The following is a 26,116-nucleotide window of genomic DNA, read 5'->3' on the forward strand; positions in this document are numbered from 1 at the left end:
AAGGAATCTTATTCTCATATTTTGCCACAAAAAATTTTAAAATCGGATTTACAATATTAAACTTTTTTACTTTGCTTGGAAAATTATACTCTAATTTTTGCATGTAATTACAATTTCATTTTTTGCGAAATAGACGGATATTCTTTCGGAAGTATTTTTAATAATTCGGGGTTCTCTTTTAGTTCTTCTATATAATTTGCTTTTTCTGACATTTAGATTGTTTTAAAGTTTAGGTTACTGACCATATCTACTACCTATAATAAACCCATAATAATTATATAATATTTCTGCTATTTTTCCATAATCCTCTTTGCCATTTTCACCTGACAAGTATGGAATAAATTTAATGTAAAAACTTTTTAATACAAAAGCTATGTTTTTTGGATTTAATAAAGTTTCAAATCTACTTTTTTCAGCATCGGAGATTTTATTCAATTCCGCCTCTATTTGTTGAATATCTAATCTGAACACATGGGAAATTTTAAATGATTTCTCTTTTATAAAAACACCATCACAATAAGGAATCCAAAATTCAGCAACAAAATAGCCGTCTTTTATTTCGGAAGATTCTGGAGTATAATATATCGTTTCCAAATTATCGTACATTTCAGTATTCAAATTTGTACTTTGTATATAAGGTTTGAATATTTCAAAATTTCTTTTTAGTTTATCTTGATTTTCTTTCATAATTTATTTTAAATTTAATTCTTATATTTCCAATTTATAGATGTGTAATAAAATAATCATTTGACAATACTTCTCTTATAGTATGCCTATAAGCCACTAAAATTCCTTTTTTAGCAATACTATAATCAACACAACACGCATTGCTACTCATTAACTCAACCTTATTTGCATCCATCCAATAATGACCAAAGAAAACAGGAGTGTGTTCCCTCTCATAAAAAAAATCATAATCGTGGTTAAAAGTAGAAATATCTTTATCAATCATGTGTCCTGGAAGTGAAGCGAAATCCTCTCCAAAAAGAGTTCTTTTTCTAGCTTGCCACCATTTTATTCTAGCTTCTGTTCTTGGTTCTGAACCATGATCATTATAATGTAAGGCTTCAGGTAATTTAAGTTCTTTTCCTTTTAATAATATCTCTATAGATTTATATAAATTGGGTGTAGCATAAACCTTTCTAAGTCCTTCCTCATCTAATCTTTCAATAGTAGATTTTTTTATATTTTCGATAGCCTCTACTTCCCATTGTGCATGTACTGCTCTGAAATGTTCCGACTCAATTGCTATTGGTAATTGAGCTATCCAATCTAAATAACTATCTAAATCTTTTCCTAAAAAAGCAGCATCTGTTTCTTTAACCTGATGGCGTTTAGATTGGCTTCTAAACGAATTTCCTTCTTTATCTTTATGATTTAATTCTAAAAAGTTTAATTCATGATTTCCCATTAAAGCGATCGCATTACCTGTTTCTTGCATATTTTTGACTAATTCAACCGTTTCAAATATCTTAGGTCCACGGTCTATATAATCACCTATAAAAACTGGAAACCGTTCTGGATGGCTATAGATTCCATCGTTAATAGTATAGCCCATTTTTTCAAACAATTGTATCAAAGCATCAAAATGCCCATGAATATCACCTATAAAATCGGGTTGTTTAGTTTGATTGTAATCAATAATTAATTTGCTCATATAGTTTGTTTTTCTTTTAGTTCTTGTCGCATTTTTCTTAAGGTGTTAATAGTCTGCTTTTCGGTCGCTGCATCTTCATCTGAATTTAAATAGTTCGTAATAACCATCGAAAGAACAAATGCTATAAATGAATTATTTATTAATCGCATTCCATTACCCGACTTGTAATAATAATAAAAATTAATACCCATTGAAAAACCAAAAACTAATATTCTGTAAAAATTCCTAGAGAAAAGAAAATACAGCGTTTTTGAAATTCTAATATTTGTTAGTAATTCGGAATCATTTGCATTCTTGTACTGCAACCTAACTTCTTCATTTTCTTCAGAATAAATCATAATAAAAAGGAGTTTAATTAAATTCATAATCAAAAATAAGTAATTTAAATCCACTTGTCAAATGTGGGAAATTGCAAATAATAGCAAATAAAAAAATACTAGAGTTTTTTGTATTTTAGCAATTTAATATTATGGCTAGAATAGCAACCAAACCTAAACCTGAACATCTGCAATTTCTTAGAAAAGAGATTTGTAAAAAACATGGCAATAGCATTTTAGACACCATTGATTGCGATTGGGTTAGTAATAAAATGGATAATAACGTTAGCTCGGATACCTTAAGGAGGTTATTCAATATCATCAAAAACAACACTACACTTTCAATAAACTCACTAAATTATTGTGCTGAATTTTGCGGACATTCCGATTGGGGAAAATTCATAGAATACTATAATCAAGTTGCAATTGACGAATTTAAAATTTTGCTATTAAAAAGTTTAGAAGGTGATTTTGATACTAGTTTGCTTATTAAAAAAATTGAAAGTCTTGAAGTAAACAAAGAAGTTTATGATCTTTTTATTCAAATTATTTTAATAAAGGCATTACAAAAAGACGAAAATTTCTTTAAAAACTTTTTTGAATTTGAAACGCTTTTTGTTGATATTGAAAATAATAGATATTCGATTTATTTTATATTGCATCTTTTAACAACCCTATGTATAAAAAACGAATGGTTGCAAAAAATTGCCTGCAACTATTATTTTAATTTAGACAACACCTATGCTTTTGAGACTGATTTTTTTGTTGAATGGGTAGTTACTCCACAATTTGAATTTTACCGAGTATTATTAAATCAATATTATGAAGTAAAAAAAGACAACTTAGAATCCTATGCTTTTTATCATCTAATTTTAGCCAATTACTATGCTGAAATCAAAGATTGGGTCTCTTTTAAAATTCATTATAAGGCAATTAAAAAAATAGATTATTCCAAAATTAATAATAACATTCTTTTAATGCGGATTAAAGGAATAACTTTAATTAATGCTAAACAATATAAACCAGAATTGGTTCCTCAATTATGTAACGAAATAAGTGCTATTAATTTTAAGTCTTTATATGAAGATGTAAGTGACCGAGTGACGTCTATATTCATTATAAGTCTATTTTTACATAAATGTAACGAGCACAAAATCATCATTGATTTAGCTATAAAACATGTTCCTTTAAACGATTTACTTTTTACACAATGGGGAGAACAAAATTGGAATCATTACAAAATAGTATATACTTATAGTTTGCTTAAAACTAATGAAATTGAGAAAGCGACAGAATTATTTAAAAGTATTTCTAGTACTAATTATGATTTAAATTTTTCTCCTGTAACTGATACCATTTATAAAAAACTACAAAAAGAGTTGGTCACAATATAATTACTTTTTAAAACATCTATTTCATTATAAACTTAGTAATCAATTGATAAAATAAATAGCAAGTTACTATTGTAAATGCAATTATCAAACCTATGATGATAATTTGTTTCAATAGTTTGTTTTGGTTTTTGGACATTGTTTTAGGATTAGATAAATGATGATGTTGGATTATATAATAAATAAAGGAATAGGGCAACAAGAATAAAAAAGGTGATGATTACTACAATTGCTAAAAAGAGAATTATTGTTTCTTTTGTTTGTTTTATTTTTGGCATAGAGATTTTGGCATATAAATTTAAGTATGATTTTTGTTTAAAAAAGAGGATAACTAGTATCCTCTTTTTTTAGTAAGCATTTCGCTTACAATTAAAACCCACTAACTGATTTTGGTTTATTTAACGTGTAAATTTAATGTATATAATTAGTTTAAAATAGTTCAAGTTAGTTCAAGTTGTAAACTGTATAATTAAACATTACAAAACTACTATATTATTCTACAAATACCATGCAGTCTGAAATTAATAAAGGACTATTTAATTTATTACGACCAAAATAACACATCTTCCCGATGTTTTAGAGCTTCATTTGAACTTTAAAATAAAGAACTATTCAGTTTTCAAATATATTGTAAATAGTTATGGAGTGCGAAATCAAATAAAGGCCAATAAAAGTGTCGCTTTATACTCTCAATTTATTTTAAAAACACTCCAAATAGGAACATGGTCAGAAATTTTTCTTGCTTCTTTTAAAGTCGTGAATTTTTGGTAAAAAGGTATAATTCCAGATTTTAAACTATTGGTTTTCATTGAATCATAAAACATATTGTCATACTCAGAGGCTAAACAATCATTGGTAATACACTTTTGACGCAAACTTGTTTTTTGATTGGTTAGTATACTTTTATATCCCTTCTTTTTTAGAGGGATAAAAACGGTATTGGATTGGGGGCAATTAAAGTCGCCCATAAAAATAAGGTTTAATTTTGGGTATAAAGCTGGTAATAATTTGAAATATTTAATTTCACTTTCAGGATTTTTCTTTTTAGGTACAGCATGAAAAGAAGCCAAGGTAAATTGCTTTCCTTTATATTCAAATGTACTCATAAAGGGTTCTCTATCTATTTCTTTCTGAAAATTTTGCTCCAACCAACTTTTCCCAATTTTTTTTACTTGCGAAACTTTCCACAAAAAAGCATAACGTTCTTTACTAGATGGATTCTCGCTAGTAGTAACATCACTAATAGCATAATCCCATTGAAATCCTTTATTATTCAAAACAGCTATTAATCTACTTACTGCTTTTGCTCCTCCATTACCTGCAACCACCTCTTGAATCGTCACAATGTCATATTTATTTATAGTAGTTGCTATAAATTCTAATTCACTATCCGACTTTGATTTACCAAAATTCATTATGTTCCAACTGCAAACAGAAACTTGAGCAGTGGAAAGAAGTGTAATAATAAAAAATGAGAAAAGAAAAAGTAGTTGTTTATTTAAGAACATTGAAGTTTGTTTTTAGCTAAAATAATAAAAAAGTAACGCAAAAATAATCTTAATTGAAAATAGCTGTTATTAAAGCCGCAACACCCCATACCGCAACACAAGCACCTGTTACAGCAATACTAAGTTTTGTTCCCCACATTGCAACACCACTTTTAGTCCAGAAATCTCTTGGTGGAATAAAAAAATCGGAAAATTTCCATCCAATTATAAATCCTATTAAGGCAATAATTCCTGTTCCAATTAATGTAAGTACTCCCATAAAGGTTAAAAGTATTGTTAATTTCATCTTGTTTTTTTTATTTAAAATAATTTATTATTGTATCAATGACTTTTTTGTATAAAGAAAAAGACTCATAGAGAAGTTTATTTCCAAAGCAAGCTATTAAAACCAAGCCAGCAATTGAAAACAAAAAGTAATATAACTCGATTTTTTTCTTGTTTGTATTTGTTTTGGTAATTCTTATAATTTCTGTTTCATAAAAGGCAGCTTCATCATATGCTTCTAGCTTTTTTAACCTCATGATGCCAGAGCGAATTTTAATTTCAAATACATCACTATCTTCGTTTTCTATTTGCGATTTGCCAGCTATTGAAAACAATACATCCAACTGGTCGCAAATTGATTTAGTATCCTCTTTAAAAACAATTTTTTCAGCTTGTTTAATTAATGATGAAAGATCTTCGTTATTATTTAGTACTTGTTTTGCCATTTATTTTTTCATTTCATTATAACAAAATTCTCCATAACGCATCATTTTTTTATAGGCATTTGGCAAAGCTTGACTTGCAAATGAATGCGCTATACCGGCATTAATAATGTTATCTTTGTAATAAATAGTTACTTTGCTAAATCGAAGTTTTAGTTTTCCTTCAGTATCCTTAAATTCTTTAATTGAACCCATTTCTATTTTTGCTTTAAAACCTTCAATTTCTTGACTAACTGAAAACAAGTTATAGAACTGTTTGCTGCAAAAAATTACATTGTCTCTAGGATGTTCAATTATAGCATCTAATACTCGATAAATGTATTTTTTTAAATGAACAATATTTTTACTGGCTAATTTACCATTATCTAATATTCCTTTAAAATCTCTAGAGGCATATGGAATAAACTCAAGTTGCAATTTATCCATTAAAACATTTCTTTTTGCAATCCTTTTTAAGTTATCGTTATTCCAAAACTCTTTAGGTATCTCAAAATCTAAATTATTAAAATTATGAAGAAATGCTGCTTGCTTTAAATCAAAGTTATCAAGTCTTTCAAAATCGATAGTACCATAGTTAACAAGAGTATTTATATGGTCATTATAGAATTCTTCAAAGGATTTGTAATGTGATTTACCGTTTTTGTCCTCAAAAAAATTATATGGATTATTTGGATTATCTGCATTGCCAGGATTCAACATAATCAAAACTGTTTTGGCATCTTTCTTTCCATTGAAATACATAGGCTGTATGTTTTCGTTGAAATAATGAAAACCTAAAGACTCATTAAGATTTCTTGCTTCAGCAATGAAGTTATTGTTGAACAATGATTCTAAATCGTTTAAAATATTGCTTTTCAAAATTCTAAGTTTATTTTTTCTTCTTGGCTCCTCCCAAGGTTGTTCTTTTATCTGCTTTTCCCGCTTTTGTAACAGTTCTTGTTGTATGTTTTGATCCGAATACTGATTTAGGTTTTGATTGTGCCATATTTATTATTTTAATTTGTTAAACGTTCAATAAATTGTTGGGTTACCCTATTAAAAAATAGAGCAACTGTTTCTTGTGATTGATTTTTACTAAATTCGGCAGTACAAGCCAAACAACCAAATTTAGCCAAATCCCAATCTGAAATTTCTTTAATTAGCCAAACACCTGGAACAATTTCAATTTTCGAATTGTTTGATAAAGACAATTCTTCTCTAGTAACTTTCCAACCAAATTCTGAAGCTATTTGAATCATATCATCCACAAATTGAGCATTATATCCATAATAGTTTATATTTAATCCCGTACCCGTTTTAGAAGGATCATTACAATAAATAGTTTGAATTGACTTTCCACCTTTACCTTCCACCCATCTATAAAAAGAGGTCACTGTTTTAGCAAAATTTATCTTTTGCCCGATGGCTTCAAGATTGTTATTGATAGGTTCAAAAATGGATTCCCATAAGGTGATAGCTTGTTTGTTACAATTAGAAGCAATTAATTGTTCTTTCTTAGCATCTAAGCCATTATATCGTATTTTACTTTTTCCTATTTGTATTATATTCTGTTTAGACTCTTGGCTATCATCAATCGATGTAATAGCCGCAAACTCTAAAGCATCATTTATTATTTCGTTAAAATTACCTTTAAAGGTTTCTTTAAGGCTATTTAGTAATTCTAATACATTAAATACTTTGCTTTTTAAGTAAGTATCTGATTGACAAAATCCCCAAATTACTTTTTCCCATTCTTCATCTAGCAGATCGTTCTCACCATATCTAGATATTTTTTCTTCAATTCCTTCCCATACTAAATTATTTTTTGCGGCAAAAGATTTGTCCCAATCAAAGTAAATAGGATTAATCGCAATGTATTTAAATATTTTAGGATAAGAAATTTGAATTCCTAAAAGCGCAAATAACATTAATTCAACTTGTTCAAAAGTATCTGAATTAGTTTCCTGCTTTTCATCATCTATAGTTCTTATGGTATTAAGCAAACTAAAAGTGTTTAAAAAGCGCTTTAAACTTCTTGGATTATATCCAACACTAAGTTGAACAACATCAAGATAAGTCTTAATCTTTTCGTCATTTAACTTTAAACCAAAATTTTGAAGTTTTTCTTTTAAAAAATTATTAATGTCATAAGTGCCAATTGGCATGCTAAAGGGAACCTGAATGATTTTATCAAAAAAAGATCTAAACTCTCTTTCATTTTCATCTGTCTTTTTTCCAAACTTGCCTTCTAATCCTTTTACCACAACATCATAATCTATAGCAAGTACAAAAATGCAATTTTGTAAGTCAAAAATATTTTTTAAGGATTCTAATACTTCTACTGCGTCAGTTGGATTAATTCTATCTAAATCATCTACAAAAAAAACGACTCTTTCATATCTATTTTTTGGATCATTTATTAATTGATTGATAACATCACTTATGTCCTTTTTTACTTCTGCAATTTCAGATTTTGTAAGTATCGATTCCGTATTATTTTCAATTGCTGATTTTAAATCAACTCCTACTTGATTTGCAACAGCTTGATTTATTATGTTTCCAAAAAATCTTCCAACTTTTTTTATTTTATTTTCAACATCACCTTCTTTTGGCCAGTCGCTTCCGCAAGTTTCTTTTAAGTCGTACAATAATCCATTCAATATAGCAGGAGTAGTCTCCTTTACACCTCTAAACAAACTGTATTCCCATGTATTAACCCAAGATGTAGCAACATTTTCATTAGAAAGTTCTTCTCGAATCATACACATCATAGATGTTTTTCCAGTTCCCCATTCTCCTTGTAAACCAATTGTTATTGGAGTGTCACTATTTAAAATAAATTTTGAGAGCGATTTAATGTAACGAGATACGTCTAATTGATCTTGTTCATTTTTCTCAATTGGTTTATCTTTAATTGAAATGGCATTAATTTTATTCATATTGCTAGTCTTTTAGCGTTTGAAGATTTTTTCGATATCCTTAAATTTAAATCTTATCAGATATAATTTTGTTTATTGGTGATTGACTTTATTAAGTTATTTATTTTTTAGAATAATATTCTTCTAATGTTTTACATTTTTCAGATTTTAGCCAGTCTTCAATCGAATTAAACCCACGGTCTTTGCACCAATCTTTTAAATCTTCTTTTCTTGCTGCTTGGCCTAATGTATATTTATTATTTATACAATAAGTATCATATTCATTAACTACTTGAACAGTTAGTCCAAAATGAGCATCAATCAATTTTTCAAATTCATCAATGGTCATGGATACTTTAATTTTTAAATCTTCATTTGATGATTTAATATCTTTACTTGTTCGTTGATTTAATGCTGCTAATGTTAGACTCTCATCGGCTAATTGTTTACCTTTATAAACTCTTAGTGTAAGTCCAAAATTAGTTTTAAAATCAGCTTTAAGACTTCTAATTTTTTTATTTGGTGCTAAATGAAAATCTTTAGCTTTAAATTTATCGGTAATATTTGAAATAAAATCGAACATAGTAGTATAGTTTTAAATTAAAAAAAACCAAATGTTATTTGGTTTTTAGCATTGTGAATTTTTTGTTTAAATATTATACAAACGAAACAAAACCTTCTTCTTTGGCAGTTTCATTTTGTTGTGCTAACGTTCTAGTGTCTGCCTCGCCTTTTGTATTGTGGATTCTTCCATCAGCTGATTTACAAACAACCTGAACATTAATTCCAAAATTCTCCATAAATCTTCTCTCTAAACTTCCTACTGTTAAATTACCTACGATAGATAATTCACCACCATTTTTTTCTCTTACCTCAGATAGATTTTTGTCAATATCAATTGGATGATTATTTGCCTTTTTGAATACTAAAGACAAATAATTAAATTTTTCTGAAAATTCATTAACAATAGTTTTAATTTTTTTGTTACCTGTCATTGTAATTTCTGTAGCCATAAATTGTATGTATTTAAATTTAAATTTGTTAAAAATACTATTCTTCTTTTTAAATTTTTATTGCAAGTTATTGCAACTTTATAATCAAAAAGGAATACCCATATATTTGTGCAACCATAAACATAAACATGAATCAACCGAATCCTTATCTAATAGCGCTTTGCAATCAACTTGAAATCCAATTAGGATTTAAGATAAAAAACATTGCAAATGCACAAAAGTGTTCGGAGGTTTTGGCATTAGAAAAATTATATATTTCTCAGCACACCATTGCAAGGATGTTTGGTGTCGTAAAACCTTTTAGAACTCCTTATAAAGATACTTTGAATGTAATTGCACGTTATTTGAGTTATGACGATTGGGAAGATTTTTGTACCAATCAAACCAATGTTCCTTTTGATCCCAACTATTTTCTTACCGAGGCTTCTGATGGTTTTTCGTTAGCGGTATTGCAATTAGCATTGGCCAATGAAGATTTTAAAGCCTTGCACCTTGTGTTAGAAAAAGCAAAAAAAAATGAAAACGAAGCCATATTATTTACTGCAGCTTCCCTAATTGGCACTTATGTTCGAGTATGTAAAAAGCAAAAAAAATTACTTCAATTTTTAGCAGACAATAGTGTTGGCCATCGCTTTTTTTATGAATGTTATGTAGATGAAGACAATGACAATAATTATTTTTCAGAAGCTTTAGTGAATTATTATTTACCTAATGTTACTAACGATTACAGAAAATTATATGTCTATTGTTTTGTCATAAGCCAAACGGCGCATAAAGCACAAAATGCTTCTCCTCTAATTCAAGAATTTCAAAAATTAACAGTTCAATTAGATAAAAAAAATGGCCATTTTCACGAACTTTCTAGATGGATGGAATGTCAAATACTGATAGATGGTTTTAATAGAATCCTTAATGATACATGGAAAATTCATGTAGCAGAAATACTAGTTTTATCAAAAGGTTTAGGGTTTAATGAAAAAGCATGGTTATTTTCTAGGTCATTGAAAGCACTAGTCTTTTTTGGATTTAAAGAAGAATTGTTCCATCATGAAGAATTAAACAAAAGTATTGATGACCTAATAAAGCACCAAAAGAAAGAGTTCCATAGCATCGCTTTGTATGTGCTCCAATTGTATTGGATTTGCAAATCGCTTTACTTCAATAATAAATCGGTTTACAACCCATTTAGAATCCATAATATCCTTTTTCAAAATGAAAGCAATGAAAAAACAGCTATTGAATTTGCAGTTGCCTCACTATTTGCTTCGGGAGAAAATAAAAATATTATTACGCTTAATTTAAAAAGTTTTTGCGAAAATAAGGGTGTTTATTGGGTTGTGAAGATGTTGGGTTAATTTAATTTTATAACTCCAAATCATAATTGGCGTTCGATTTATCAATAAGTTGATAAAAACAAAAAAAACATTACAAACAACAGCAACAATCCTATAAATAGAAGATAACTTCCGATTAAGAAATTTCAAAAAATAAGGTACAAGAGAAAATTTTTTCAAGATACAAAGTTAATCTTCAATATATTTTTGAGCCGCAATAACAAACTTATAAAAACCAATTTTATTGGCTAATTCTTTTAACTTAGAATAATTTTCATTTACTTTATTGATATCTTTTTCATAAAAATATAATTTGATTTTTGTTAAATAATAGAAAAGTGTAATATAATCAGTGTAGGCTAATTCAATCTTTTCTAATTCTATTAACTCCAAATTATTTTTAGCCGCTTTTAAATTCCCTTTTGATATATTAACACTTGCTAAACCTATTAAATAATTAGCGATAGTACTTTTTGAAGACCATCTGTCCACTTCAAATAGTTCTTCATAATAATTCTCAATAATTAAATTTAAAAAATCATATTCATCTTTTATTACAAGAGCAGGTATTATCTCTATCAAGAATAAATGATGTTGAGTTGCTTTGAGTTCATTTTTTATTGAATTTTCAAGTAATTTATCTATTTTTTCCTCACTCAATATTTTATAACCATAATATCTACCCACCAAAACAGGATAAATTTGCTCCGTTTTTTTTGGTAAATCAATTAAAATTTCTCTGTAGTCTTCATTAGAATAAAATTTTTGATAAAATTCCATTAAACAAGTAAAAAGAAAATCAGATTCATTAGCATTAAATTCATTTATCATTTTAATTACCTCGATGTAATAACCGTTGAGGTGCGAATAATCAATATAGCGCAATGGTGCAGAGTTTCTAAAACTTTCAAATGGTATAAGAGTTTTATAAATAGATAAAGTAACCTTGGTTGCTAATTTATAAAAACTAAAAGTAATTAATAGAGCAAATTTTGTAAGCGCATTATCTTTTAGTTTTTTATAATCAAAAACTGTAAAAAAAACAATTAGAGAGTCTGTTTTGTTTTTCTCAATTAAGAAACAAACATAATTTGCAACAGCAATAATATTATTTTCATTTTGTAAGGCATAATTAAATTGCAATACCTCGTTTTTTTCTAATTCATTTTCGTTAAGCTGCAACCTCAACATTTTAAGTTGAAAATACCAATCATCATAATTTTCTCCATTCTTTAAATAATTCGAATAGCTATTATATCCTAAATATAAAGCAAATGTGTTTAAAGTTTCAACTGATGGAGTTGTTGCATTTAAAAAACCAAAAAAACGTCTCAAAGTGTTGAAAGAAATATTCTTAGTTGTTACATTATAAATATCCTCTTGTAAATATTTTAAGTCTCTAACTTTTAAAACCTCAATCTTTGATTTTTTTTGGATATCGATTATAAGATTTGAATATTCTTTTTGCATACATGAGCTAAATATGAGCTAAATTAAATAATTATTATTTTATATTTACTTTTTTTAATCAAAAATTAAAAACTAAATTAATTATTTATGAGTTCAATAACAGATAAGCCAATTAATAAGAAAGGTGAAGACTTATTAAAAGTAGAAAAGTATAGTCAAGCTCTTTCAAATTTTATTACCAGAAGTGATACACCAATCACTATAGGTCTTCAAGGCGAATGGGGTACTGGAAAAACCTCATTAATGTCTTTGCTTTTAGAAGATTTTAATGAAAAAAACATAGCATGTTCATGGGTAAACACTTGGGAATATAGTATGTTTCGTGGAGCAAATGAAACTACTCCTGGTGTGTTAAAAGGTATGCTAGAAAAACTAAAGGAATCTTGTGAAAGCAGAGGCGTATGGACTTTGAAAGATGAAAGTAAGGCAACTTTCAAAAAGGTGACAGGTTTTGTAGGTAATTTAATGAATCAAGTAGTCGCCAACCAAACAGGAATGAATATTAAAGAAGCTTCCGAAAGCTTAACTTCTTCTCAAAATTCAACAGCTGAAATTGCTGAAATTAAATCATTAATCACAGGATTAATAAATGACTTGGTAAATGACTCAAAAAATCCAATCCAAAAAGTAGTTTTCTTTGTAGACGATTTAGATCGAATCCCACCAGGAGATGCGGTAGAAGTTTTAGAAGCACTTAAAAATATATTTGATATTCCAAATTGTATTTTCATTTTAGCAATTGATTATGATGTAGTTGTAAAAGGATTAGAAAGTAAATTCGGACCAAAAACTGAAGAAAATGAGCGGGAATTTCGTTCTTTTTTTGATAAAATTATTCAAGTACCCTTTTCAATGCCTACAGGAACCTATGACATTGAAAACTTCTTAGTTGAAAAATTAAATAGTATTGGCATTCAAATTACAGACGAAGAAAAAGAATTATATACCAAAGCCGTTAAGCACAGTATTGGGTTTAATCCAAGAAGTTTAAAACGCTATTTAAATTCTTTCAGTTTAATTAACCACCTAAAAGAAATTGAAATTAATGAAGATGAGGCTACCGGTGATGACTTTATGCTATTTGCACTGTTAGGAATTCAAATTTCATATCCAAAAATATTTAGATTATTATCACAACAACCCAATTTTACAAATTGGAATAAAGGTTTTGGAAATAAATTTGGAGTGGAATGGGATAATATACAAGAAAAAATAAAAAAGTTTGGTGAATCAGATTTAATTGATGAAGAATGGGAACAAGTGGCATGGGGCGCATGTCAAAATGATTCGTATTTAAAGGCAAGAGCCTTTTCGGTTTTAGAATTATTAAATTTGTTAAGAACCAAATATGGCGAAGATTTAGAGCAAGAGCTTGAAAAAGCCATGGAATTTGCTGCAATTACAAGTGTTGATGACGATGTGGAAACGAAACAAGCCGTGCAAAAAGTTGGAAATAAAACAATTTATAACGGAATTGAAACAAAATTATCTCAATTAGCAGAGGAAGGATATGTAATTGATGCCATAAATAATTTTAGCTCACTTTGGAAAGTGCTAAGTGATAAAGAGCAAATTAATTCAAACTATAGAATATCATTTGCAAAAAGCGGTTGTGGGTTTTATGATGATTCAAAAGGTGGCAGAGGGAAAAACCAACTTATCTACTGCGATAATCCTTCAAAAAAGACTCTTGGAATGAAAATTTATTTTAAAAGCAACACTGGTCTAGTAAAAAAATGTTTTGAACTTTATGGTACTAAATATAATATAATTTCATCAGACTCTTATTTTATTTCTAAAGACAATGATTTAATTTTAGAATCTAATCTATATGAAATCTTAGGAAAAGAAAAATATAGAAATTTAGTAACAGAGATTGCTAACGAAATTGATTAAACCCAGTGAATATAATCTATATTTTTTTTAATTATGAGTGATAAAGAACAAAAAAAGAGAGAACGTGAACGTGCCATAGCTGAAAGAAAAAGAATAGCTGAAGCAAATAAAAGAGAGCGTGAACGTGCAGCAGCTGAAAGAAAAAAAATAGCCGAAGCAAAAAAAAGAGAGCGTGAACGTGCAGTAGCTGAAAGAAAAAAAATAGCCGAAGCAAATAAAAGAGAGCGTGAACGTGCAGCTGCAGAAAGAAAAAGAATAGCTGAATCAAAAAAAAGAAAATAATGGTGTATTCCGAAAAACCAAAGAGTAGGAAAATTTAAAAATTAAATAAAATGGCAACAATTAAAGTAACAAAAGCAAGTTCAGTACAGAGTATTAAATCTCAATTTACTAAGGAATTTAGCTGTAACATTAGAATTTATAATGGAAATAAATTTGCTGATGACAAAATGAAAATTAGTGATTTATCTAAAACAGATAATCCTGGAGGTGATTTAGAACTTGGTGCTAGAAGCAGAGTTGAAAATGTTGAGAAATATTTTAATGAAACATTTGGTATTAAAGTTCAAATATCAAATGCAGATGATACTAAATTGGCTGGTAATGAATTGACTTTAACGCAAGCAGGAAAATTATAAATTAACATAGAGGAGGGTAATTTATAATTTTACCCTCTTTTTAAACTTAAACAAAATGGCAAGAGAAGTAACTACAACAGGATCAAAAAAACTAAAAACACTTAAAAAAGAGTTTAATGAGCATTTTCCTTATTTGAGAATTAATATTCATTCATCAGAAATGGCTCTTAAAGCTAAGAAAGTGGAAACAATTTCTCATTTAGATATAGAAAAAACATTAACTGAAGTGAGAGAAAAAACTGGAAGTGGATCAATTTCATTTTCAGGAAGAAAAAAAGTAAAAACAATAGAAAATGAGTTTAACGAAATTTTCGGATTATATGTACAAATATGTTATACCAGCTCGAAAGGAGAACGCTTTTATACAACTGGTTCTGATGACGAAAAAACATTAACAGAATTAAACCGAGATAAAGAAGCTGCTGATTGTAAAAAAGATATGTGGAATTAATAAAATAAAAAAATATGGGACTATTTAACAGCATAAAAGATCACTTCAATAAAGCAGAGTTTACAATTGCACCAAATAAAAAATTAAAAACAATTTCAAAAGAGTTTAAAGAAGCTTTTGGATTGAGTTTGGTTTTTTACAAAGGCAATATGATAGCAGAGGACAGTTTAACATTGGCCGCGTTAAACAATAAAACATCAAAAGAAGTTGCTACTACTTCAAAAGAAGGACTTAAATTAAAAGCTAGTATGAAAGTTGGAGATGCAGAAAAATTATTTGATGCTCTTTATGGAATAACTGTTCAAATAAAAGATAAATCGGCTAATAGTTTGGTAGATAATAATCTTACCATTGGCGATGCTTCAAGACAATAAATAGTTATAATTAATGTTAAAAGCAATTAAAAACAAACAGACAGAACTTACGGTATCACTCGGAATGATTTTGGTATTGCTTACATTAGCATCAACACTAATGTATTATTTAGAACACAATGCACAACCGAAATCATTTGAAAATCTCTACTCCTCCTTGTGGTGGGGTGTAGATAAATATCTAACTTCAACTGGAGGCGAAGATATAAATCCTATAACACCAGCTGGTAAATTTCTAGCAGGAGTAATAGCCATTCTTGGTGTGGGTATGTTTGCTCTTCCTGCAGGGATTATTGCTTCAGGTTTTATTGAGGAAATCGAAAAAGATAAATTACAAAAAGAATTAATAAGCCTTGAATCGAAATTAGAATACGCATTTTCCGTAGAGTATTTTGTTCCTGTAATGAACAAGAAAAAAGTTCTTAATTTATCCCATTTACCCAGAAAATGGTTAAGTATTGAAGACATTAAATACAAAATAGGCATTTCAGAAAGTTCTTTATTACAAGTGTGCGAGTTTTCAAAAAAATTAAGATTAAAGAATGTAAAAATAGATGGTCTAGATACTGTTGGTTTAGAATATATAAATTCAAACAGATCCTATGGACAATATATTAACAGAAATTCAAAACTAACTATAGTTAATTTATACCCCTCTATTCAACCCTTTTTTGGTCATTTTAGTATGGCAATAGCAGATATTCTTCAAGCCAATTACATTTCTAATGAATTTTTTAGTAAAGTTTCTCTTGTAGAGAAAAATCAACTTAATATAGTGGAGAACAAAAATTTCTTTGAAAATTCAAAATCACACCCTGCTTTACACGAAATTAAAAAGGATATTACTTCATTGAAGAAAGAAGATGGAATTTGTCTATTTATGGTAAATGCTGGAAATAATGAATATTTAATGCAGTTTAATGTAGGTGGTGAAAAAGGCGATCATAATTTCGAAAATGGGATTTATTTTTCTAATAAAGAAAAATTAGAAGAATATTATAATAATGCTAAAGTTATAGCTGATAAATATGAAAAACTAATTGCAAAACACGCAACTGTTGGGAGACCAGAAAAAGAACATATCGCAAATTACATTAGTACAGAAACCCAAAATGAAGTATTAATGCTACATGTAAATGTGTCAATTTTGAAAGAAAGTGAAATGGATTATTATCAATACATATCAGATTTTGCTACTATATTTAAAGACAATTAATGATTACAAAAAAAATAATTATTACAATATGAAAATAAAACAATTATTATTTGGATGTATCCTAGTTTGCCTCTTTTCAAGTTGTGAACAAAAAAATATTGATTCTGAAATCGAAAGATTACAAATCTTAGAGAACGAATTAACTAAAAACATTTCCGAAAAAAATATCGAACATGCTAAGCTTATATGCATACAAATGAAATGGGAATATGTTGCTACCACTGTTGGTGCGGATGCTAAATGTAAAAAGCTAGCTGAAATTTGGGATGATAAAAGACGAAATTATCTAAAAATTATAGGACTTGATCCCAATGAAATTTTAGGAGAAAAACCAAAGACCAAGACAAAAACTTTAGAAGAAAGATTCTTAAATAGTGAATAAAATAATATTAAGTTACAAATTGCAAATCTCTTCATATTATTGTTTGATTTTAAAAATATATAAAAAAATGAAAAAAATAATTTACCTAACACTACTATCATTAGTATTTATTTCATGTGATTCTAACGAAAGAAACATAAAAAAAACCTTTAACAGATTAAATGATGGGGAAATTTCAGCGGCATCAAAATATATTTGGCCTGAAGACCATAAAAACCTATATACTTTTGATCAACGCTTCTTGAGCAAAAACGATTTGTTGTCTTTTGATATTGAAACTATTGAAAAATTAAATGATGAAAGCTACAAATTAACACTTAATTGTAACAATAGTAATAAAGAAGTACTAGATTATTTTAAAACTAAAGGGAATTTAATTGCAGAAACTAAAATTGTAGATACTATTTTCGTAAAAACAGCGAATGGTAAAGAATATGTAACATTTGATTGGGATTTGAATGACAAATCTATTTCAAATAACATAAAATTATCAAGCATATTAGTTAAAAAATTAAATCTTAGATCTGGTCCAGGAAAGAATTTCAATGTAATTAGTCAACTAGAAAATGGCGATGAACTCCTAATAGATGATAATTATGAAAACTCAAATTGGAGAAAAGGATTTTATTTTGAAGAAAATAGTAGTATTAAAAAAGTTTACTTCTCCTCCAAATTAACCGATAGAAAAGAAATTAGTTTTTTCACATTAAAATGGGCAGAGAGTTTGGGAATTATAGTTATTTCAATATTAGGACTAATTGTACTTTTTGTTGTTTATCCTTTATTATTTTCAGCTCTTTTTAGAGCTGGAGGCGAAGGTGCTGGAGTATTTGCATTAATTCTTTTTGTTATCTTATTAGTTGCTGTCTATTTTACGTATCAAATTATTGAAATAGCATTTTTTGAACTTTTTATAATCAACTTACCTTTTTGATTATGAGATAAAACCGGAAATTTCAATAGTTTACTTGCTCAACTCCAAATCATATCTGGCATTCGCTTTCTGAATAAGCTTATAAGAAATAAAGAAGCTCAATATAAACAAAACTAGTAATCCAGTAAATAAGGCATAGCGTCCAATTAAGAAATTCCAAAAGATAAAATACAATAGAAAACCATTACCGGTTTGAAGTATCCACGCTAAAAGTCTTAGTTTAGAAAAAGTTTTTCCACTATTGTTAAATGGTTTCCAAAAACCACCAGGTTTTATGGTTGTGGCAAAGGTTTGTAAAACTTTAGCTTCTGTTGGAGCTGTACAGTAAGTAACCACCAACCAAGTAATGCAAACGGCAATGGTTAAAATGATGATTTTAATTGGATAATAGTCCATGTTAAAATTCTGTTCTAAACTAACAAGGAATTGATGAAATACTTTATTATTATCATAAAACCAATCTAAAACTGGTGGATAAATTAAAGCAGCTAGCATTGCCGATAACTGCGACCAAGCATTGATGCGCCACCAATACCATCGCAACATAAAAACTGGACCTACTCCTGCTGTTATTGCAAACAAATACTTCGTAATTCCTACTAACGAATCGGCATAGATGGCTATACCTCCAGATACTATAATAATATAGATCATGGCTATTATTCCGAACTTCTTTGCTTTAGCATCACTCAGATTTGGATTGATAGTATGTTTGTAAAAGTTCTCAATTAATAAGGAACCACCCCAATTTTGTGTGTTTTGAACAAACGAAAGAAAAGGAATCATAAATACTACAACTACAAAAACTAACATCCAAGATGGTAATACTTTTACAAATAAGGAAGTAAAAGCCAATTCGCTATCTGCCGAACCACTGGCATAGCCATAACAAACAGCCATAAAAGGTAAGGTAAACAGTAATACCCTAAAAAGCACTATTGATAAGGAAGGAATAAAAACACTTTTCAGTAAATCTTTACTAGTATTGGTTGCCATCAATTTTTGTCCATTCATATCAGGATAATCTAATATTGAAGCTGACCACCATTGCACCAACACAAAAACAATAAAAGCATTAAAAGTTTTAGAACCTATAGACGGAATAATATTGAAATTGATTTTTGAAGATTGTAGTGTAGCTGATAAATGGAATAAACCTCCAGTATTTAGAAATAAGCAAACTATGATAATTAGAAATAGCACTATAAAAACTATAAATAAAACAAAATCTAATTTTAAACGTTGCTTCAAACTATTAAAGAACGTTAGAAGTATAACAAGAAAAGTCAATAGTAGTATTGCTAAATTGATTTCTATTCCAACAATAAAACAGAAAATCTTACTAAAAGCCAACAGACTAAAACTGATAATAAAAGGAACAATCAACAAGCCTAAATACAAACTCCTAAAATTATGAAGTACCTTGGCTCCTGTTCCTGAGTATCTAAAAAACAAGAACTCATTTTCGGTTTTTACCGGAACTTTTCTCCATAAATGAGCAAAAAACGATACACTAAAAGCCGAACCTATAGCGGCACACCAATACAACCACATATCCGAAAGTTGCCCATTTAATAAAGAGGAACAAATTAATTGCGGTTCTATCATGATGCCACTTGCTAATAACATAGAAAAGCCAATGAGCCACCAAGATTCGTTTTTGGAATAAAATAAATTAGTTCCTATTATGGTCTGTTTTTTTTGTAGCCAGTTTTTCAAATCTTATCGCATTCTTTTATATGTAATTCGCTTTATTTTACTCTTCAACTCCTTAGAAGGTTTGTAACTTATTTTTGCACCTTTTATATTTGACTTTCCTAAAACTTGTTCTGTTTCGGCAGCAACACCTTGCAAAATAAGTTGAAAAGTACCCAAGCTATCTATTTTAACTATATTTCCGTTAGACAAAGCTTCTCCTATCACATCACTTAGAGCCATAATTACTCCATAACAATCCGCTTTGCTCATAGAGGAACGTCCTGAAATAATTTTAGCCAAATCCTCCAATTGCATTTCTCCTTTACTTACTGCACAAGGGTAATATTTTACCTCAGGAGGTGATACCAAATTGTTCTGCTTGGGAATCATTTTAAATTGTACTGACATAAAAATAGTTTGTTAAGGTATATAAAATAGTTTGATAAGTACAAATATAGCAAAAGATGTACGACTTTTATACGAATACCGTACATCTTTTATTTAAGTATCGTACATCTTTTATTTAAGTGTCGTACATATATAATAAAATTTATAGTGATGAATTTAAAAAGTTATCAGTATGAAATAAAAAATCGATACTGATAAGTTCAATTTTATAATAAAAGAGTCCTAACTTAATGCCTAAAAGCAAAAAGTAATTCAATAAAGATTATAATTAAACCTATTTTATTATATTTGAAATACTATTTAAGTTTATGACCAAATCAAGATACACTTTAAACACCTTTACGCTTTCTGAATTAAAAAGTCAGATAGCTGTAAAATTAACTTTTCCTGTTATTGGAAAACAGGATTGTTTTAAGTTAAGCGAAATCCTTCTCAAAGAAGGTTATGGTAGTGTTTCTGTTACAACATTATATCGTTTATTTATAAACTATAATGGTATAATTCCATATCAAAATACGTTAGATATGTTAGTCAATTATATTGGCTATTCGTGCTGGTCTGATTTTGTTGAAAAAATAGAAGTTAAAAACTATAACTACTCCATCAACCAGCAAAATGACGTTACCAATACCTTAATCTACCATTGCATAGCATCTGGTGCCACAAAACCTTTGAATGCTTTTTTTGAAAGTATTGAGGATATGGAATACAAATTCAAAGTTAAGGTTGCCTTAGATGTTTATGATAGTTTATTAGAAGTCAAAAAACCAGAATTATTTTTCTCAAAATTTCACAATAATAAATTCGTAAAACAATACGTTTTAGAAGATGCTTTTGATCCTATTTTTAGAATTAAAAATTATGATTATGCCTATAAACTCTATTGTAAAGACAGTACTATAAATAATTCATTAGAATCTATTCAAGATTATGTGTTTTCGCAATCTGTTTTATTCAGACATTATTTTTTAATTGGAAATCGTGAAGAAGCATTCTCCATTGGGACTAAAATATATACCCAAACTACAATCACTGATACTGATTTAGAAAGCATTTTTATATTTCCAAACATTCGATTTAGAGCCTACAAAATATGGTATTATCAATTGATTGGAAAGCCAAAAAATACTATTGAAGAATATGTTATTGAATTAATGGAGTATTGCAAAAACAATTATAATGCACTTGATAGCCTAGGAAGAAAAATCGTTTTTCATTGCATCGCGGAAGTATTCTGCCTTTCAAATATAAACACTAAATATCATTTACTACTAAAAAACCTTTTTAAAGAAGAGTTTTTAGCCATTCCTAATTACCTTTTTGAAAAACCACTCAAAAAATCCCTACCCTACTTTGAAGCTAATGGTTTATTGCATTACCGACCTGTAAAATAAAGTTGAACCAAGTTGAACTAAAATTCAACTATTTTAATTTATATTTTTGTATAAACTTAAATTTAAAAAAGTATGGCAGATATTAAAATTAGCGGTAAAATGAAATTAAAAACCTTTCAATCAGAGTTTTGTAAAAAATTTCCTTTTTTAGTTCCTACAATTGTTAATAAAGAAGGAACAAGATTAAGTAATGACTATACCATTGCAAAATGTAATACATTAGTTAATGGAGAGTATTCGCCAATTAAGGTTGATGATTTATCTATCAATGGTAATTTACTAGTTGGTACATTAGAGAAACGTTTTATGGAGTGTTTTGGAATACCATGTCAAGTAATCTACCGAAAAAATGGAAAACATTTACAAACCGGAGGAAAATATGATTCTTTGAGTATTTCAGAGGCAAACAGAACTTTAGAAAGTGAGAATGCTGAGAAAATTGTATTAACAGATATTACATCCTATGCATAAATTCTACTTTTATAGAGAATAACCTAAAACGATTATAGTTGTGTTACACACACTATAATCGTTTTAAGTTTGTAAAAAACATAAACAATCATGTTTTCTTTATAAGGTAGAAAAGATAAGTATATTAGAAAATAAAATTTATGGAAGGATAAGTAAAAAATCAAATATAATACGATAATTAACGTAATAATGATTATTAAATCTATAACCATATTGAAAAAAAAATGTAAATATAAAACGTTCACCTATGAAATACAGCTCTTTTTTAAAACGCAATAAACAAGAAATTCAAAAAGGAATTATATTGGTTATTGGAAAACACATGAATAGAACAGCTCTTGGAATTGTAGAGGCACTCTTAATAGTATATCCAAAATTAACTTTTGAAGAACTTAAGGAGATGTTACCAGATACTATAAATCCATCTGCACCCAAAAATTACAAATCATTATTTGCACCCTACAACCCTAATAGAAAATATGGTGTTGTGCAACCAGGTGCAATTAAAAAAGAAGCTATTGAAAACGGATTAGACATCAACGCTTCTCATTTTACTGAAAAAGAAGAAACCTTTATGACGAGCGATGGTATAGAAGTTTTAGTCAGCAAAAGCTGGGAGTCTTCTGACACGCTTACAGGTGAAAATGATTTACAAAATTTAATTAATCATGTTAAACAATATGGAATAATTGTTAACGACACAGAACCTACATCTGAACCTTTAAAAACAGGTAGTTACAAATTATATATTCTAAATAATGAGCTTTTGAAAGAAGTTAATAATTTCAAAAAAACAAATTATTTGTTTTTAGGCATTGCAGTAGCAATAGTTATAAGTCTAATCACTTTATATTTGGTAACTAAATCATAATTTTAAAAATGAAAAATTCTAACATAATTGACAAACCAAGAAAAGCTGGTGCTCCCGATTTATTAGGGGTAGATGATTATATGAAAGCTTTAATTAAGTTTGTAGAGACGTGTAATATGCCAACAACAATTGCCGTTCAAGGCGAATGGGGTAGCGGAAAAACTTCGATGCTGAACCAAATTAAACATGAAATTTGCGAAACAGGTTTAAATAAGGAGTTAGACGACAAATTACCTTATTATGGTATATGGATTAATACATGGCAGTATTCTATAATGAAAACCAGAGAGGAAACCTTGATGGCAATCATTGGCGGACTAACTAATGAAATTTCTAAAATTATAAAGCGAAAACATGAGACGCAATCGCAAGCCGTTTTAAATAAAGTTTCTAGCTTATTTGGAAAAATTGCAAAGGCTGGAGCTAAAGCTGCTGTATCTCAAATTGGTTTAGAAGGTGACTTAATTGATGCCGTTATAGGAAATGGCGAAGACACTGTTGATTTGTTAAATTTTAAAAACTCTTTACAAGAAGCCATAAATACCTGTTTAGAATTAGATAAAAAACAAGGAAATAACAATAGAGGTTTTATTTTTTTTATTGATGACTTAGATCGAATTGATCCTCCTGTAGCGGTCGAGATATTAGAATTAATCAAAAATATTTTTGAAGTTGACAATTGTATTTTTGTATTAGCTATTGATTATGAAGTAGTAGTCAAAGGATTGGTTCCTAAGTTTGGCCCTTTAACAGATAAAAATGAAAGAGAATTTAGATCGTTTTTTGATAAAATTATTCAACTACCATTTTCTATGCCTGTCGCTATGTATGATGTAAATCATTTTCTAATTCAATCGTTAGAAGATATTGGCTACATAGATGAAAAGTTTGTCGAAAATGAGTCTATGAAGGATCGATTAACCGATTTTGCTATGCTTTCTGTTGGGACTAACCCTAGATCATTAAAAAGATTAATCAACACAATATCATTACTTAAAATTATTGGTGAACAAAAAAATGAGAATGGAAAACAAGTATATGAATTAGTGGTCAATTTTGGTTTAGTATGTATCCAAATTGCTTATCCTAAAATTTACCAGGCACTTATTGAAGAGCCAGATTATAAATCATGGACAGATAAAACTGCTAAAAAAATGAGATTGATTGAGTTATCAGAATCTCAGTCAATTGCTTTGAAAGATACTACCGAATTTGATGAAGAATGGGAAATAGTACTTTTTAGGATTTGTCAAAATGATCCTTATCTATCTTCGAGAGCATTTCAGATTTCATTATTATTAAATTATTTAAGCGAAATAGTTCCAAACAACTTAGACTTTGGAGATGAAATAGCTAGAATATTAGGTGCTAGTTCGGTAACAAGTGTGAGTTTAGATAGTATTCCAAAACAAGCTAAAAAAGGTGAAAAAATAAGGTTTGAAGGTTGGCAGGGATTTGAACAAATGTTGAAAGGAAATAAAGCGATTACTACATTTTTGCCTGATTTAAAAACTATTCATGATTATTTTGAGACAGAATATAAAGATTTAATTCAATTTAATTATACTCCAAACTTTTTAACCATAGCTTGTAAATATCCTAGTTCAAGATCTAGAACTATAATTTTTATTAGATTAAAAAAAGAATCTGTTTTATTTGAATATTCTGGCAAGACAGTTTTGATTAGCATAATCTCTGATTTTAATGATACTGTAAAATCGGAATTAAAAATACGTTTTAATGAATTATCAACTAAACAATTAAAGTAACTATGTTTGGATTTAAAGGAAAATATGGAGTTTCATTCTCTCTAAATAGACTAATTGGTATCAGTGGCTTAAAGAATAGTATAGCTAGAAAAACAGGTATTCCTACCACAAAAGGAGGAATTGAAAGAAAAATAGGTAGAACAATTATAAACACCATTTTTGGTAAATAAATGAGGCTCCTAATCAACAAGTATAACTTGACCATTATTTTATGCATATTGTTTTTTAACAATACTTATTCTCAATTGGTTAATATAGAAAGTCAACGGATTCAAACAGATTCAATTCGATTTGTTATAAATGGTGATTTAAGCTATTCTAGTCAGAAAAATAACAATGAAAAATTTTCAGTTTTCGGGGCGTCATTTACATCACAATTAAAAACTAAGTCATTAAAAGATATTTTTCTTTTATTAGCGAACGCTAATTATTCTAAAGTAAATGATGATGATCTCAGTAATTCTTTATTAATACATGGAAGGTATAATAGAAAATTATCCAAATTTATTAGACTAGAAGCCTTTTTGCAATATCAAACCAACAAACTTTTAGGAATAGATTATAGAGAATTGATTGGAATTGGACCAAGATTCAAAATCCCTAACAAAAAGGATTTAAAACTATATTATGGTCTATTGTATATGCATGAAAATGAAAAAACCATTAATGAAAATAATCTAATTTACTATTCTAACTTAAATAGAATATCAACCTACTTATCGGGTTCTATAAAAATAGCTAAAGATATTGGGGAATTCACTACAGTAACCTATTATCAACCTTGTATTAATGACTTTAACAATTACAGATTAAACAATCAAAGTAGCCTGACATTTACTTTGACCTCTCATGTTAAATTCATAAATACATTAACTATTTTGTATGATGCATCGCCTCCTATTGGTATTTCTAAATCTAATGTTAGTTTTACTAATGGAATTAAAATTTCATATTGAAATGATGAATAAAATAAAGTTTTACAATGTTGTGAAACCATTATAAAAGAGTATTATTAATTGATCTAATGTAAAGAAGTTAATGAAGTTTCCGTTAAAAACAAATAGAATTAAGAGAAAAGATACAATAGAAGAAAATAATTTAAAGCTGAATATTGAATTAGATAATTTTGGAATAAAATTAATCAAAGTCATTGGTATTGTAGGTTTGATAATAGGGTTTGTTGTTTTAATTGTATTCTATTTTTGGGTATTTAAAAAAATGTTTTAAAAATCAAAAACCGTTGATAAATGTTGTATATATATCAACCAATCAATAGATTAAATTTATAAATTTAGTACCTCTTAAAACTTATCCAAATAA

At 28.2% G+C, this 26,116-nt stretch carries 29 protein-coding genes; 16 read left to right on the top strand and 13 right to left on the bottom strand.

The genetic code is table 11. The features are described 5' to 3' along the window. Positions 1-234: 234 nt before the first annotated feature. The 3 genes from ABD766_RS10270 to ABD766_RS10280 are packed head-to-tail and all read right to left on the bottom strand — an operon-like array spanning position 235 to position 2,022. Positions 235-687, bottom strand: a complete 453-nt coding sequence (locus tag ABD766_RS10270) for a hypothetical protein (RefSeq protein WP_344816599.1) — start codon at positions 685-687, stop codon at positions 235-237. A gap of 34 nt (positions 688-721) precedes the next feature. Next, positions 722-1,657 (bottom strand): metallophosphoesterase, encoded by a 936-nt coding sequence (locus ABD766_RS10275; protein ID WP_344816600.1) that lies wholly within the window; start codon positions 1,655-1,657, stop codon positions 722-724. After that, complete coding sequence (locus ABD766_RS10280) at positions 1,654-2,022, bottom strand: hypothetical protein (RefSeq protein WP_344816601.1); 369 nt, start codon at positions 2,020-2,022, stop codon at positions 1,654-1,656. The genes ABD766_RS10275 and ABD766_RS10280 overlap by 4 nt, the downstream gene beginning before the upstream one ends. A 104-nt stretch (positions 2,023-2,126) precedes the next feature. Between ABD766_RS10280 and ABD766_RS10285 the strand changes: the two genes are divergently transcribed. After that, a complete protein-coding gene (locus ABD766_RS10285) occupies positions 2,127-3,368 on the top strand; it encodes a hypothetical protein (RefSeq protein ID WP_344816602.1) in 1,242 nt (413 codons plus the stop codon). Positions 3,369-4,054: 686 nt separating this feature from the next. Here ABD766_RS10285 and ABD766_RS10290 read toward each other — a convergent pair. From ABD766_RS10290 to ABD766_RS10320, 7 genes are all read right to left on the bottom strand, one after another. Beyond that, positions 4,055-4,873 (bottom strand): endonuclease/exonuclease/phosphatase family protein, encoded by an 819-nt coding sequence (locus tag ABD766_RS10290; RefSeq protein WP_344816603.1) that lies wholly within the window; start codon positions 4,871-4,873, stop codon positions 4,055-4,057. 49 nt (positions 4,874-4,922) lie between these two features. Continuing rightward, positions 4,923-5,159 carry a hypothetical protein gene (locus ABD766_RS10295; protein ID WP_344816604.1) on the bottom strand — a complete coding sequence of 79 codons (237 nt, stop codon included), beginning with the start codon at positions 5,157-5,159 and terminating at the stop codon, positions 4,923-4,925. Between the two features lie 10 nt (positions 5,160-5,169). Then, positions 5,170-5,583 (bottom strand): hypothetical protein, encoded by a 414-nt coding sequence (locus tag ABD766_RS10300; RefSeq protein WP_344816605.1) that lies wholly within the window; start codon positions 5,581-5,583, stop codon positions 5,170-5,172. Then, entirely contained in the window at positions 5,584-6,438 is an 855-nt protein-coding gene (locus ABD766_RS10305; RefSeq protein WP_344816606.1) for a hypothetical protein, read from the bottom strand. Between the two features lie 137 nt (positions 6,439-6,575). Further along, positions 6,576-8,498 carry a KAP family P-loop NTPase fold protein gene (locus ABD766_RS10310; RefSeq protein ID WP_344816607.1) on the bottom strand — a complete coding sequence of 641 codons (1,923 nt, stop codon included), beginning with the start codon at positions 8,496-8,498 and terminating at the stop codon, positions 6,576-6,578. 100 nt (positions 8,499-8,598) lie between these two features. After that, positions 8,599-9,060 carry a hypothetical protein gene (locus ABD766_RS10315; protein ID WP_344816608.1) on the bottom strand — a complete coding sequence of 154 codons (462 nt, stop codon included), beginning with the start codon at positions 9,058-9,060 and terminating at the stop codon, positions 8,599-8,601. Positions 9,061-9,133: 73 nt separating this feature from the next. Next, on the bottom strand, positions 9,134-9,490 hold the full coding sequence (locus ABD766_RS10320) for a hypothetical protein (protein WP_344816609.1): 357 nt from the start codon (positions 9,488-9,490) through the stop codon (positions 9,134-9,136). 128 nt (positions 9,491-9,618) lie between these two features. On the opposite strand from ABD766_RS10320, the gene ABD766_RS10325 reads away from it, so the two are divergent. Next, positions 9,619-10,845 (top strand): hypothetical protein, encoded by a 1,227-nt coding sequence (locus ABD766_RS10325; protein WP_344816610.1) that lies wholly within the window; start codon positions 9,619-9,621, stop codon positions 10,843-10,845. 168 nt (positions 10,846-11,013) lie between these two features. On the opposite strand, the gene ABD766_RS10330 is transcribed toward ABD766_RS10325, so the two are convergent. Continuing rightward, positions 11,014-12,294 (bottom strand): hypothetical protein, encoded by a 1,281-nt coding sequence (locus ABD766_RS10330; protein WP_344816611.1) that lies wholly within the window; start codon positions 12,292-12,294, stop codon positions 11,014-11,016. Between the two features lie 87 nt (positions 12,295-12,381). Between ABD766_RS10330 and ABD766_RS10335 the strand changes: the two genes are divergently transcribed. The 8 genes from ABD766_RS10335 (at position 12,382) to ABD766_RS10370 (ending at position 18,185) form a co-directional block, all read left to right on the top strand. Further along, the gene (locus ABD766_RS10335) at positions 12,382-14,190 is read left to right on the top strand and encodes a KAP family P-loop NTPase fold protein (protein WP_344816612.1); all 1,809 of its coding nucleotides are present in this window, start codon (positions 12,382-12,384) and stop codon (positions 14,188-14,190) included. A gap of 33 nt (positions 14,191-14,223) precedes the next feature. After that, on the top strand, positions 14,224-14,472 hold the full coding sequence (locus tag ABD766_RS10340; protein WP_344816613.1) for a hypothetical protein: 249 nt from the start codon (positions 14,224-14,226) through the stop codon (positions 14,470-14,472). Between the two features lie 50 nt (positions 14,473-14,522). Continuing rightward, on the top strand, positions 14,523-14,828 hold the full coding sequence (locus ABD766_RS10345; RefSeq protein ID WP_344816614.1) for a hypothetical protein: 306 nt from the start codon (positions 14,523-14,525) through the stop codon (positions 14,826-14,828). Between the two features lie 55 nt (positions 14,829-14,883). After that, complete coding sequence (locus tag ABD766_RS10350) at positions 14,884-15,279, top strand: hypothetical protein (protein ID WP_344816615.1); 396 nt, start codon at positions 14,884-14,886, stop codon at positions 15,277-15,279. A 14-nt stretch (positions 15,280-15,293) separates the two neighbouring features. Beyond that, the gene (locus tag ABD766_RS10355) at positions 15,294-15,653 is read left to right on the top strand and encodes a hypothetical protein (RefSeq protein WP_344816616.1); all 360 of its coding nucleotides are present in this window, start codon (positions 15,294-15,296) and stop codon (positions 15,651-15,653) included. A gap of 13 nt (positions 15,654-15,666) precedes the next feature. Further along, positions 15,667-16,869 (top strand): ion channel, encoded by a 1,203-nt coding sequence (locus ABD766_RS10360; RefSeq protein ID WP_344816617.1) that lies wholly within the window; start codon positions 15,667-15,669, stop codon positions 16,867-16,869. A 28-nt stretch (positions 16,870-16,897) separates the two neighbouring features. Then, the gene (locus ABD766_RS10365; RefSeq protein ID WP_344816618.1) at positions 16,898-17,251 is read left to right on the top strand and encodes a hypothetical protein; all 354 of its coding nucleotides are present in this window, start codon (positions 16,898-16,900) and stop codon (positions 17,249-17,251) included. 67 nt (positions 17,252-17,318) lie between these two features. Beyond that, the gene (locus tag ABD766_RS10370; RefSeq protein ID WP_344816619.1) at positions 17,319-18,185 is read left to right on the top strand and encodes an SH3 domain-containing protein; all 867 of its coding nucleotides are present in this window, start codon (positions 17,319-17,321) and stop codon (positions 18,183-18,185) included. Positions 18,186-18,215: 30 nt separating this feature from the next. On the opposite strand, the gene ABD766_RS10375 is transcribed toward ABD766_RS10370, so the two are convergent. Further along, positions 18,216-19,904: a sodium:solute symporter family transporter gene (locus tag ABD766_RS10375; RefSeq protein ID WP_344816620.1), complete on the bottom strand. Its 1,689-nt coding sequence runs from the start codon at positions 19,902-19,904 to the stop codon at positions 18,216-18,218. Positions 19,905-19,907: 3 nt separating this feature from the next. Continuing rightward, a complete protein-coding gene (locus tag ABD766_RS10380) occupies positions 19,908-20,291 on the bottom strand; it encodes an HU family DNA-binding protein (protein WP_344816621.1) in 384 nt (127 codons plus the stop codon). A gap of 308 nt (positions 20,292-20,599) precedes the next feature. Here ABD766_RS10380 and ABD766_RS10385 point away from each other — a divergent pair, with 308 nt between their 5' ends. The 6 genes from ABD766_RS10385 (at position 20,600) to ABD766_RS10410 (ending at position 25,752) form a co-directional block, all read left to right on the top strand. Further along, positions 20,600-21,685 carry a hypothetical protein gene (locus ABD766_RS10385; protein WP_344816622.1) on the top strand — a complete coding sequence of 362 codons (1,086 nt, stop codon included), beginning with the start codon at positions 20,600-20,602 and terminating at the stop codon, positions 21,683-21,685. A gap of 72 nt (positions 21,686-21,757) precedes the next feature. Continuing rightward, the gene (locus ABD766_RS10390) at positions 21,758-22,156 is read left to right on the top strand and encodes a hypothetical protein (RefSeq protein ID WP_344816623.1); all 399 of its coding nucleotides are present in this window, start codon (positions 21,758-21,760) and stop codon (positions 22,154-22,156) included. 247 nt (positions 22,157-22,403) lie between these two features. Continuing rightward, positions 22,404-23,027, top strand: coding sequence for a hypothetical protein (locus ABD766_RS10395; protein ID WP_344816624.1), 624 nt, complete (start codon positions 22,404-22,406; stop codon positions 23,025-23,027). A gap of 8 nt (positions 23,028-23,035) precedes the next feature. Beyond that, positions 23,036-24,796, top strand: a complete 1,761-nt coding sequence (locus tag ABD766_RS10400) for a KAP family P-loop NTPase fold protein (protein WP_344816625.1) — start codon at positions 23,036-23,038, stop codon at positions 24,794-24,796. Positions 24,797-24,798: 2 nt separating this feature from the next. Beyond that, the gene (locus tag ABD766_RS10405) at positions 24,799-24,966 is read left to right on the top strand and encodes a hypothetical protein (RefSeq protein WP_344816626.1); all 168 of its coding nucleotides are present in this window, start codon (positions 24,799-24,801) and stop codon (positions 24,964-24,966) included. Positions 24,967-25,041: 75 nt separating this feature from the next. Continuing rightward, the gene (locus ABD766_RS10410; RefSeq protein ID WP_344816627.1) at positions 25,042-25,752 is read left to right on the top strand and encodes a DUF481 domain-containing protein; all 711 of its coding nucleotides are present in this window, start codon (positions 25,042-25,044) and stop codon (positions 25,750-25,752) included. The last annotated feature ends 364 nt before the right edge of the window (positions 25,753-26,116 follow it).

Origin of the sequence: Flavobacterium cheonanense (assembly GCF_039539185.1) — a bacterium.
Lineage (GTDB): Bacteria > Bacteroidota > Bacteroidia > Flavobacteriales > Flavobacteriaceae > Flavobacterium > Flavobacterium cheonanense.